Below are 10,531 nucleotides of genomic sequence, written 5' to 3'. Positions count from 1 at the left end.
CTGCCCCTGGTCCTCCCCGCGGTCTTCCTGGCCTACGCCCTCACCCCTCCCCCCCGGGAACCCGCCCTACCAGGGCCGGAAGGGGCACCGGCGCCTCCGTCTGAAACGCCTCCGCAAAGCGCACCCCCGCCTCCCGCCCCAGAAGCCGGCGCCGAGCCCGAAACTCCTCCAGGGTGAAGGGCCAGCGGTAGAAGTCCCGGTAGAAGCCGAAGACCGCCTCCGCCACCTCCTCCGTGGGGGTGGTGTCCACGTAGACCCAGGGGCGGGGAAGGTCCCGCCGGGGGTAGTGGTAAAGGCGCACGGGGGCGCGGTGGGCCTCCCCCACCAGCTTGGGGATGCGGCAGAGCTTTAGGGCGGAGAGCACCGCCTGGTGGGTGGCCCGGTGGTCGGGGTGGACGTCCAGGGGGTCCCAGGTGATGACCGCGTCCGGCCGGAACTCGGCCATGAGGCGGGCCAGGGCCAAGGCCTCCTCCCGCCCCCCGCTGAGAAGGGTGTCCCCAAAGGGCAGGAAGCGGTGCTGGGCCCCAATGAGCCCCGCCACGTGGGCCCCATGCCCCTCGCGGATCCGGGCCACCTCCTCCCCGGGGAGATCCCCAAACTGGCTGGCCAGCTCCCCCCGGGTCATCCAGACCAGGAGGACCTCATCCCCCCGCCGGGCGTGGAGGGCCAGGGTGCCCGCGGCCCCGATCTCGTCGTCGGGATGGGCGAAGACCGCCATCACCCTCATGCCCCCCACTTTACCAGGGGGAAGCGCATGGCGTACCATGGAGCCCAACTATGGTCCGGGGCATCAGGGGGGCCATCACCGTGGAGGAGGATACGCCCGAGGCCATCCTCCAGGCCACCGCGGAGCTTCTCCAGAAGATGCTGGAGGCAAACGGCATTCAAAGCCACGAGGAGCTTGCCGCCATCATCTTCACCGTAACGGAAGACCTCTCCTCCGCTTTCCCTGCGGAGGCCGCCCGCAGGCTGGGGATGAACCGGGTGCCCCTCCTCTCCGCCCGGGAGATCCCCGTGCCGGGAAGCCTCCCCAGGGTCATCCGGGTGCTGGCCCTTTGGAACACGGACACCCCGCAGGACCGGGTGCGCCACGTGTACCTAAGGGAGGCCGTGCGCCTCCGCCCGGACCTGGAGAGCGCGCAGTAAAGATGCCCTCACTTTACCTAAAGAAACTTTTGCGCTGGTAAGGGAAAATCTAGCTGTAAAATTCAGAATCCGAAAAGGGCCCCCCTGGAGCCTTCTCCCAACCCATTGACACAAGGGGACTCAAGATGCCAACCCCCACCCAAAACCGGGCTTCCGGGGGGGTCTTGACAGCTAAACCCTCCCGGGTGCGCAAATACGCGTTTTCTACGTTTCATCGTCCTCACCTCCCCCCTCAAAACCCCCTTTATGCGCCTATGTATATCCCAGACTCCATCTTTCTCACATTTAGGGCCCCTCTGAGCCCCCTTCTGGACGATGCGCTTAGGGGGGTAGGGTTGCCCGCGATGCTTCCCCGTAAGGGGATACAAACTGCCCCGCCGGAATACCGGCGGGGCTTCTGCTTTCTTACGGCCTAGAAGCGCTCGGCCACGGTCTTCATCTGCAGGAAGTGGAGGAGGTAGTCGGGACCGCCGGCCTTGGTGTCGGTGCCGGAGAGGTTGAAGCCCCCAAAGGGCTGGACCCCTACCAGAGCGCCCGTAATCTTGCGGTTGAAGTAGAGGTTCCCCACGTGGAACTCCCGCCGGGCCCGTTCCAGGTGCTCCCTCTTCCGGGAATAGACCCCCCCTGTGAGGCCGTAGACGGTGTCGTTGGCCACCTCGAGGGCCTCGGCGAAGTCCTTCACCCGAATCACGGAAAGCACCGGGCCGAAGATCTCCTCCTGGGCGATCCGGGCCTTGGGGGGCACCTCGGTAAAGACCGTGGGGGCGAGGAAGTAGCCTTCCCCTTCCAGGCGCTTGCCCCCAAGCACCAGCTGGCCCTCCCCCTTGCCGATCTCAATGTAGGAGAGGACCTTCTCCTCCTGGGCCCGGCTCGCCACGGGGCCGAGGTCGGGGTTCTCCTCCGCGGGGCCCACCACGAGCCTTTCCGCCCGGGCCAAGACCCTTTCCAAGACGGGCTCGTAGGCCCCTTCCGTGAGGATGAGGCGGCTTGCGGCGGAGCACTTCTGCCCCTGGAAGCCGTAGGCGGAGATGATGACCCCCTCCGCGGCCAGGTCAAAGTCCGCGGTCTCGTCCACGATGATGGCGTCCTTGCCCCCAAGCTCCAGGAAGACCCGCTTGATCCAGCGCTGGCCCGGGGCCAGGCGGCTTGCGGCCTCATTGATCCAGAGGCCCACCTCCAGGCTCCCCGTGAAGTTGATGAAGCGGGTCCGGGGGTGCTCCACCAAATAGGCCCCCACCTCCCGCCCCTCCCCCTGGACGAGGTTCACCACGCCGGGGGGGAAGCCCGCCTCGTGGAAGACCTGGAAGACCTTGGCGGCGATCACGGGGGTGTCCTCCGCGGGCTTGGCCACCACGGTGTTGCCCACGGCCACGGGGCCCGCGATCATCCCGGTGAAGATGGCGATGGGGAAGTTCCAGGGGGCGATGACCACCCCGGCCCCTAAGGGGATGTAAAAGCTTTCGTTGTCCTCCCCGGGGTAGGGGGTGACCTCCACCGAGGGGTACTTGTACTTCAGGGCCTGGCGGGCGTAGTACTCCAGGAAGTCTATGGCCTCGGCCACCTCGGCGCTGGCCTCAATCCAGTTCTTGCCGATCTCGTAGACCAGGGTGGCCTCCAGCTCCCGCCGCCTCCTTTTCATGATGGCCGCGGCTTTGAGGAGGAGGCGGCTCCGGTCCTCCTGGGGCCAGTCCTTCCAGGTGCGGAAGGCCTTCCAGGCGGCCTCGAGGGCGGCCTCGGCCTCCGCCCGGCCCCCCTTGGCCACGGTGCCCACCACCTCGCTGGGGGCGGAGGGGTTTAGGGAGGCGAGCTTCTCCCCCGTGTCCACCCAGGCCCCCCCGATGTAGAGGGGGTAGTGGCGGCCGAACTCCTCCCGCACCCGCCTCAGGGCCTCCTTCATCTCCCGGCGGGCCTCCTCCGAGGTGAAGGTCTCTATGGGCTGGTTCCTAAAGGGTTCTACGGTCATGGCGTTCCTCCTAGCCTCCCAAGAGGCTCCTCAGGACCAAAAAGAGGTTCTCGGGCCTTTCCGCGATGCGCCGGGATAGGTAGGGGTACCAGTGGGTGCCGTAGGGCACGTAGGCCCGCACCGTGTACCCCTCCCGGGCCAGGCGCCTCTGCTCCTCCGGACGCACCCCGTAGAGGAGCTGGAACTCAAAGCGGTCTTTGGGGATCCCCAACGCCTCCGCGTGCCGCTTCACCTCCCCGATCATGCGCGGGTCGTGGGTGGCCACGGCCACGTAAAGCCCCTCGTGCAGGGCGAGCTTGGTGAGGTGCAGGAGCTGGGCGTCTATGAGCCTCTTGTCCTGGAAGGCCACCTCCTTGGGCTCCCGGTAGGCCCCTTTGACCAGGCGCAGGTTGGGCCTTAGGGGAAGGAGGTCCAGGAGGTCTTTTTCCGTGCGGTAAAGGTAGCTTTGGAGGACGATCCCCACCCCCTCAAACCCCTCCGCCCGGAGGGCCTTGTACACCCGCAAGGTGGCCTCCACCCGGGGGGAGTCCTCCATGTCTATGCGCACGAAGACCCCCCGGGGCTCGGCCTCGGCCAGGATGCCCCGGAGGAGGCTTAGGGCCAAGCCCTCGGAGAGGTCCAGGCCGAGCTGGGTGAGCTTAAGGGAAACATAGCGGGGCCAGGGCTTCTCCCCAAGGGCCCGCACCAGCTCCAAAATCCCTTCCTGGAAGGCCCGGGCCTGGGCCTCGTCCGCCACCATCTCCCCCAGGAGGTCCAGGATGGCGTGGACCCCTTCCCCCTCCAGCCTTTCCGCGGCCCGTAGGGCCTCCTCCAGGCTCTCCCCCGCCACATAGCGGCGCACGAGCCCCCGCGCCCGTCTTCGGATGAGGGCCTCCACCTGGGGGCTATGGGCCACCTTGAGGACCAGGGACCGGTAGGCCAGGTCTAGGTTCATCTCCCCTCCTTTAGGCGCTCCAGAACAAGCCGCTTAAACCGCTCCACATGGGCCTCCACCGCCCTCCTCGCCCCCTCGGGATCCCGGGCCTTTAGGGCCTCAAGGATGGCCCTGTGCTCCCTCCTGGTGGTTTCCTCCTGGGAAAGGTTGGGGAGGGCGCTCCGCACCAGGGCCAGGCTGGAGAGGAGGTCCTCGTAGAGGCGAAAGAGGGTGCGGTTTCCAGAAAGCCGCACCAGGGCGCGGTGGAACTCCAGGTCCCGGCGCATCTGTTCGGCGAAGTCCTCCCGCGGGGCCTGGTCTATGGCCTCAAGGCGCTCCTCCAGCTCCTTAAGCTCCCAGGGGGTGGCCCGCAGGGCGGCGAGCCGGGCGGCCTCCCCCTCCAGAAGGGCCCGCACCCCGTAGACCTCCTCCACCTCCTCTGGGGTGAAGCGCCTAACCCGCGCCCCCTTACCGGGGACGAGCTCCACCAGGCCCTCCTCCGCCAGGCGCATGAGGGCCTCCCGCACGGGGGTGCGGGAGACCCCCAGCTCCTGGGCCAGCAGGGGTTCGGAAAGCCGCTCTTCGGGCGCGAAGCGGCCCGAGAGGAGGAGGTCTTTCAGGTGGCGGTAGACGGCCTCCCGAAGCTGGTTGGGGCGGCGGAAACCCAGGGCCTGCATCCTGTATACAGTATAACCCCACCGGGGCCCCAGGGCAACCGGGTTACCGCCGGCCAATAAGGGCCTTCAACCCGCCCCCAAGCCGCTTCCAAAGGGGCCCGAAACGGGCCTCGTAGGAGCGGGCGGCCTCCTCGGGGCCGGGGTCCCCCCCCAGCTCCTGGGCCAGGAAGTGGCGGTGGTCCATGACCCAAAGGTAAAGGTCCGCCTCCGTGCGGCCGGGGAAGTCCTTGAGGAGGCCCAGGCGGCGGATGGCCTCCACCGTGGGGCGGTAGAGGGTCTGGTACCAGTCCGCCACCGCCTCCTCCCAGGGGATGGGGCGGCCCTCCTCGAGGCCCTTGAAGTAGCGCCGGGTGGCGATGTGGTCCAGAAGGAGGTCGTAGCGGCCTAAAGCGGTGAAGCGGATCTCCTCCGCCTCGGGGATGTGCGCCTTAAGCCGGGTCTTCTCCAGAAAGTGGGCGTACTCCGCCTTGAGGATGAGGTCTTTCAGGGTATCCCCGGGCTCCACGGGCACAGGCACCTCCAGGGCGATGACCTCCGCGTCGATGTACTTCTGCCCCGTGGCCTTGGCCAGGGCCACCCGGTGGTTCCCGTCCTTGACGAAGTAGGCCTCCCCCACCTGGTAGACCTCAATGGGGGGAAGCTCCACCCCCGCAAGCTGGAGGGCCCGGAGCCGCTTCCAGCGCTCCAGGGTGTGGGGGGTCTTGGGGAGGAAGCGACGGTCAAAGTCCTCGTACCGGTCCACCGAACCCACGATGCGGTCCACCTCGATGGTCCTAAGCCCCAGGTGGTGCTCCCCTTGGGGGCGGAGGGCTAAGGCCTGGTGGAAGGGCAGGAGGGTGTTGGGCTCCCCTCTAAGGCGATGGAGGAGCTCGTGGAGCTTGGCCCTGAGCTCCAGCCTTTCCTTTTCCGCTTCCGCCTGCCAGGTCCCCATGGGTTTGGAAGCGCTACCAACGCGCCCATCCCCAGGGTAGCACGCCCCGGTCAGAAGAAGGTGAGGGCTGGACAAAACCCCCTCGCGGCCGTTAGATGGAGGCGTGAGCGTGAACCTGAAGGCTCGGATTGAGGAGGAGATCGCCCGGCTTAAGGCGGAGGGGCTCTACATCCGGCCCCGGGTCCTCGAGGCCCCCCAGGAGCCCGTGACCCGGGTGGAGGGGCGGGAGGTGGTGAACCTGGCCTCCAACAACTACCTGGGCTTCGCCAACCACCCCTACCTCAAGGAGAAGGCCCGCCAGTACCTGGAGCGCTGGGGGGCGGGGAGCGGGGCGGTCAGGACCATCGCCGGCACCTTCCCCTACCACCTGGAGCTGGAGGAGGCCCTGGCCCGCTTCAAGGGCACGGAGACCGCCCTGGTCTTCCAGTCCGGCTTCACCGCCAACCAGGGGGTGCTGGGGGCGCTTCTCAAGGAGGGGGACCTGGTCTTCTCCGACGAGCTCAACCACGCCTCCATCATCGACGGCCTCAGGCTCACCAAGGCCACCCGCCTGGTCTACCGCCACGCGGACGTGGAGCACCTGGAAGAGCTCCTCAAGACCCACGACACCGACGGCCTCAAGCTCATCGTCACCGACGGGGTCTTCTCCATGGACGGGGACATCGCCCCCCTGGACCGGATCGTCCCCCTGGCCAAGCGCTACGGGGCGGTGGTCTACGTGGACGACGCCCACGGGAGCGGGGTCCTGGGGGCTCGGGGGGAGGGCACGGTCCACCACTTCGGCTTCCACGAAGACCCCGACGTGATCCAGGTGGCCACCCTTTCCAAGGCCTGGGCGGTCATCGGGGGGTACGCGGCCGGGGCCTTGGAGCTGAAAGAGCTTCTCCTCAACAAGGCCCGGCCCCTCCTCTTCTCCACCACCCACCCCCCGGCGGTGGTGGGGGCCCTCCTGGGGGCCCTGGAGCTGGTGCAGAAGGAGCCGGAAAGGATCGGGCGGCTTTGGGAAAACACCCGCTACTTCAAGGCCGAGCTCGCCCGCCTGGGCTTTGACACCATGGGGAGCCAAACCCCCATCACCCCGGTGCTCTTCGGGGAGGCAAGGGCGGCCTTTGAAGCGAGCCGCCTGCTCCTGGAGGAGGGGGTCTTCGCAGTGGGCATCGGCTTCCCCACCGTGCCCCGGGGGAAGGCCAGGATCCGCAACATCGTCACCGCCGCCCACACCAAGGAGATGCTGGACAAGGCCCTTTCGGCCTACGAGAAGGTGGGGCGGAAGCTGGGCGTGATATGAGGCGGGCCCGGGGCCAGGTGCCCACCCCGCCGGAGCTCGTAGCCCGGATGGTGGCCCTCGCCCGCCCCTGGGCGGGGGGCCTAAGGGTGCTGGAGCCGGGGTGCGGGCGCTGCCCCTTCCTCAGGGCCTTCCGGGAAGCCTACGGGGCGGGCTTCCGCTTCGTGGGGGTGGAGCGCTTCCCCGAGGCCCTGGACCCTCCCCCCTTCGCCGAGGTCCACCTGGCGGACTTCCTGGGCTTCCAGGGGGGGCCTTTTGACCTCATCCTGGCCAACCCCCCCTACGGGGCCCCCGGGGCGGGCATCGGCCTGGGGGAGGCGGAGCGCCGGGCCTACCGGAAGCGCTTCGCCACCTGGTACGGGCGCTACAACCTCTACGGGGCCTTTCTGGAACAGGGGGTCAGGCTCCTCGCCCCCGGGGGGGTCCTGGTCTACGTGGTGCCCGCGGGCTGGATGGTCCTGGACGAGTTCCGCCGCCTGCGCCGCTTCCTGGCCCTGGAAGGGGGTTTGGAGGTGTTTTACCTGGGCCGGGCCTTCCCGGGGCTCAAGGTGCGGGCCACGGTGGTGCGCTTCACCAAGGGGGGGAGGGGCTTAAAGCTCTACCAGGGGTTTGAGGAGGAGCTTTGGGTGGACCCCGACTGGCAGGGGGGGATGGTGCGCTTCCCCCACCCAAAGGCCCTGGCCCTGGAACGGGAGGGCGTGCCCCTGGGCGAGCTCTTTGAAATCCGCTTCGCCGCCAGGAGCCCCGAGCTCAAGCGCCACCCCCTCACCCGTACCGTGCCGGGGCCGGGCCTGGTCCCGGTCCTTACCGGCCGCAACCTCAAGCCGGGGCACATCGACTACGAAACCCCCTATTCCGGCCTCTTCTTCCCCAAGGAAAGGGCAAACCTCCTCAAGCCCTTCTACGCCCTCCCCCACCTGGTGGTGGGCCACACCCGCCACGGCAAGGTGGTGGCGGCCTTTGACGAAAGGGCCTACCCCTGGCGGGAGGAGTTCCACCTCCTGCCCAAAGGGGCCCCCCTTCCCGAAAGGCGGATGGCGGCCTTAGTGGAGTACCTGAACGGCCCAGAGGTCCAGGGGTACTACCAGGGGCTCTACCGGGACGCGGTGCCCCACCTCACCCGGAGCATGCTGGAAAGGCTACCCCTCCCCCGGGACCTCCTCTTGCTTCGCAAATCCGTTTGCCCTAACGGGCAAAGCGACTAGCGGCCCGTGAAGTAGGCCCTCAAGCCCAGCCCCAGGGCGAAGAGGAGGCCCAGGGCCACGTAGACCTCGGGGCGCTTGGGGGGCTCCCTTAGGCCCCGGTGGAACCACCCCCCGGGCTCGAGGCCCCCCAGGTAGTGGAGCCCGGTGGCGAGGAGGAGGCCGTAGAGGAGGTGGAGCCCCTCCTTGGGCCTGAGCCCCAGGAAGAAGAGCCAAAACCCCAGGAGGACCTGGAGGATGGCCACCCAGGCCAAGGCCCGCACCCCCCGGTAGACCCAAGGGGCGAGGGGGCGGAAGAAGCCGGGAAGGGCAGCCAGGGCCAGTAGGGGAAGGCCCAAAAGGAGGAGAAGGCCCAAAACCCCGTGGAGGACCACGCCCCACACCATGCCCCCAGGATAAGGGGGATTAAACGGAATGAAATCATAAAACTCCACAGCCTCTGGGGGTTCAGCCCCGTATGGAAGGCACTTGTGCTAGAATGGGGGTGTGAGCTACGACGCTTCGGCCATCAAGGTGCTCAAAGGCTTGGAAGGGGTGCGCCACCGCCCGGCCATGTACATCGGGGGCACGGGGGTGGAGGGGTACCACCATCTCTTCAAAGAAATCCTGGACAACGCCGTGGACGAGGCCCTGGCGGGCTACGCCACGGAGATCTGGGTCACGCTGAACCCGGACTTCTCCCTCACCGTGGAGGACAACGGCCGGGGCATCCCCGTGGACCTCATGCCCGAGGAGGGGAAGCCCGCGGTGGAGGTCATCTACACCACCCTGCACTCGGGGGGCAAGTTTGAGGCCGGGGCCTACAAGGTCTCCGGGGGGCTCCACGGGGTGGGGGCCAGCGTGGTGAACGCCCTCTCCGAGTGGACCGTGGTGGAGGTCTTCCGCGAGGGCAAGCACCACCGCATCGCCTTCAGCCGGGGGGAGGTGACGGAACCCCTGAAGGTGGTGGGGGAGGCCAAGGGGAAGCGGGGCACCCGGGTCACCTTCAAACCAGACCCGGAGATCTTCGGGGAGCTCCGCTTTGACCCCAGCAAGATCCGCGCCCGCCTCCGGGAGGTGAGCTACCTGGTGGCCGGGCTCAAGCTCCACTTCCGCGACCTGGTCCACGGCCGGGAGGAGACCTTCTTTGACAAGGGGGGGGTGGCCTCCTTCGCCAAGGCCTTGGCGGAGGGGGAGGTCCTCCTCCACGAGAAGCCCCTCTTCCTCCGGGGCGGGGAGGGCGAGGTGGAGGTGGAGGTGGGCCTGGTCTACACCCAGGGCTACACCACGGAGATCCTCACCTACGCCAACATGATCCCCACCCGGGACGGGGGCACCCACCTCACGGGCTTTAAGAAGGCCTACACCCGCGCCCTGGGCCAGTACGCCAAGCGGGCGGGGCTCAACAAGGACAAGGGCCCCCAGCCCACGGGGGACGACCTCCTGGAGGGGGTCTACGCGGTGGTGAGCGTGAAGCTCCCCCAGCCCCAGTTTGAGGGCCAGACCAAGGGGAAGCTCCTAAACCCCGAGGCGGAGACCGCCACGGGCCAGGTGGTCTACGAAAAGCTCATGGAGGCCCTGGAGGAAAACCCCCGCCTGGCCCGGCTGGTCTACGAGAAGGCCCTGAGGGCGGCCCAGGCCCGGGAGGCGGCGCGGAAGGCCAGGGAGCTCGTGCGGCGGCAGAACCCCCTGGAGTCCGACGACCTCCCCGGGAAGCTCGCGGACTGCCAGACGGAAAACCCTGAGGAGGCGGAGCTTTTCATCGTGGAGGGGGACTCCGCCGGGGGGAGCGCCAAGCAGGGGCGGGACCGGCGCTTCCAGGCCATCCTCCCCTTGCGGGGAAAGATCCTGAACGTGGAGAAGGCGGGGCTTTCCAAGGCCCTGAAGAACGCCGAGGTGCGGGCCATGGTGGCGGCCATCGGGGCGGGGATCATGGGCACGGGGGACGAGGCCCACTTTGACCTGGAAGGCCTCCGGTACCACAAGATCATCATCATGACCGACGCGGACGTGGACGGAAGCCACATCCGCACCCTGCTCCTCACCTTCTTCTACCGCTACATGCGCCCCCTTATTGAAGGGGGCTACGTCTACATCGCCCAGCCCCCCCTCTACCGGCTCCAGGTGGGGAAGAAGGTGGAGTACCTTTACTCCGAGGAAGAGCTCCAGGCCCGTCTAAAGGAGCTCGAGGGGAAGAGCTACGAGGTCCAGCGCTTCAAGGGCCTGGGGGAGATGAACCCCGAGCAGCTTTGGGAGACCACCATGAACCCCGAGAAGCGGGTGCTGAAGCGGGTGGAGCTTAGGGATGCCCTCGAGGCCAGCGAGCTCTTTGAAAGGCTCATGGGCGAGAAGGTGGCCCCCAGGCGGGAGTTCATTGAGGAGCACGCCCGCTACGCGGAGCTGGACATCTAAACCACCCCACCGCGGCCTAGGCC

10 protein-coding genes are annotated in these 10,531 nt (G+C 67.9%); 4 read left to right on the top strand and 6 right to left on the bottom strand.

The genetic code is table 11. From position 1 onward, the window contains the following. Nucleotides 1-40 precede the first annotated feature (40 nt). Complete coding sequence (locus tag B043_RS12660) at nt 41-718, bottom strand: PIG-L deacetylase family protein (protein WP_016329769.1); 678 nt, start codon at nt 716-718, stop codon at nt 41-43. Between the two features lie 59 nt (nt 719-777). On the opposite strand from B043_RS12660, the gene aroH reads away from it, so the two are divergent. Next, complete coding sequence (gene aroH / locus B043_RS0106960) at nt 778-1,146, top strand: chorismate mutase (RefSeq protein ID WP_016329770.1); 369 nt, start codon at nt 778-780, stop codon at nt 1,144-1,146. A gap of 412 nt (nt 1,147-1,558) precedes the next feature. Here the strand turns inward: aroH and pruA are convergent, their stop codons facing one another. From pruA to B043_RS0106940, 4 genes are read right to left on the bottom strand one after another with little or no spacing between them, the layout of a single operon-like run. Continuing rightward, nucleotides 1,559-3,109, bottom strand: coding sequence for an L-glutamate gamma-semialdehyde dehydrogenase (gene pruA, locus B043_RS0106955; protein WP_016329771.1), 1,551 nt, complete (start codon nt 3,107-3,109; stop codon nt 1,559-1,561). A gap of 10 nt (nt 3,110-3,119) precedes the next feature. Then, the gene (locus B043_RS0106950; protein WP_016329772.1) at nt 3,120-4,043 is read right to left on the bottom strand and encodes a proline dehydrogenase; all 924 of its coding nucleotides are present in this window, start codon (nt 4,041-4,043) and stop codon (nt 3,120-3,122) included. Beyond that, on the bottom strand, nt 4,040-4,699 hold the full coding sequence (locus B043_RS0106945) for a GntR family transcriptional regulator (RefSeq protein ID WP_016329773.1): 660 nt from the start codon (nt 4,697-4,699) through the stop codon (nt 4,040-4,042). Before B043_RS0106945 ends, B043_RS0106950 begins: the two co-directional genes overlap by 4 nt. A 43-nt stretch (nt 4,700-4,742) precedes the next feature. Then, on the bottom strand, nt 4,743-5,630 hold the full coding sequence (locus B043_RS0106940) for a DUF4032 domain-containing protein (RefSeq protein WP_018461418.1): 888 nt from the start codon (nt 5,628-5,630) through the stop codon (nt 4,743-4,745). Between the two features lie 103 nt (nt 5,631-5,733). Between B043_RS0106940 and B043_RS0106935 the strand changes: the two genes are divergently transcribed. Continuing rightward, nucleotides 5,734-6,918: a glycine C-acetyltransferase gene (locus B043_RS0106935; RefSeq protein ID WP_026234168.1), complete on the top strand. Its 1,185-nt coding sequence runs from the start codon at nt 5,734-5,736 to the stop codon at nt 6,916-6,918. After that, nucleotides 6,915-8,120, top strand: coding sequence for a TaqI-like C-terminal specificity domain-containing protein (locus tag B043_RS0106930; protein WP_018461416.1), 1,206 nt, complete (start codon nt 6,915-6,917; stop codon nt 8,118-8,120). The genes B043_RS0106935 and B043_RS0106930 overlap by 4 nt, the downstream gene beginning before the upstream one ends. Here the strand turns inward: B043_RS0106930 and B043_RS0106925 are convergent. Beyond that, nucleotides 8,117-8,503, bottom strand: a complete 387-nt coding sequence (locus tag B043_RS0106925) for a hypothetical protein (protein ID WP_016329778.1) — start codon at nt 8,501-8,503, stop codon at nt 8,117-8,119. The genes B043_RS0106930 and B043_RS0106925 overlap by 4 nt on opposite strands. Before the next feature lie 100 nt (nt 8,504-8,603). Between B043_RS0106925 and B043_RS0106920 the strand changes: the two genes are divergently transcribed. Beyond that, nucleotides 8,604-10,508: a DNA topoisomerase subunit B gene (locus B043_RS0106920; protein WP_016329779.1), complete on the top strand. Its 1,905-nt coding sequence runs from the start codon at nt 8,604-8,606 to the stop codon at nt 10,506-10,508. The last annotated feature ends 23 nt before the right edge of the window (nt 10,509-10,531 follow it).

Origin of the sequence: Thermus oshimai DSM 12092, from assembly GCF_000373145.1 — a bacterium.
Classification (GTDB): Bacteria; Deinococcota; Deinococci; order Deinococcales; family Thermaceae; genus Thermus; species Thermus oshimai.
This window is presented reverse-complemented; position numbering and strand designations above follow the sequence as displayed.

Bases quoted from the DNA above. Each gene is read 5' to 3' on its own strand.
- B043_RS12660 (WP_016329769.1), bottom strand. From the start codon at position 718: ATGGCGGTCTTCGCCCATCCCGACGACGAGATCGGGGCCGCGGGCACC.
- aroH (WP_016329770.1), top strand. From the start codon at position 778: ATGGTCCGGGGCATCAGGGGGGCCATCACCGTGGAGGAGGATACGCCC.
- pruA (WP_016329771.1), bottom strand. From the start codon at position 3,109: ATGACCGTAGAACCCTTTAGGAACCAGCCCATAGAGACCTTCACCTCG.
- B043_RS0106950 (WP_016329772.1), bottom strand. From the start codon at position 4,043: ATGAACCTAGACCTGGCCTACCGGTCCCTGGTCCTCAAGGTGGCCCAT.
- B043_RS0106945 (WP_016329773.1), bottom strand. From the start codon at position 4,699: ATGCAGGCCCTGGGTTTCCGCCGCCCCAACCAGCTTCGGGAGGCCGTC.
- B043_RS0106940 (WP_018461418.1), bottom strand. From the start codon at position 5,630: ATGGGGACCTGGCAGGCGGAAGCGGAAAAGGAAAGGCTGGAGCTCAGG.
- B043_RS0106930 (WP_018461416.1), top strand. From the start codon at position 6,915: ATGAGGCGGGCCCGGGGCCAGGTGCCCACCCCGCCGGAGCTCGTAGCC.
- B043_RS0106925 (WP_016329778.1), bottom strand. From the start codon at position 8,503: ATGGTGTGGGGCGTGGTCCTCCACGGGGTTTTGGGCCTTCTCCTCCTT.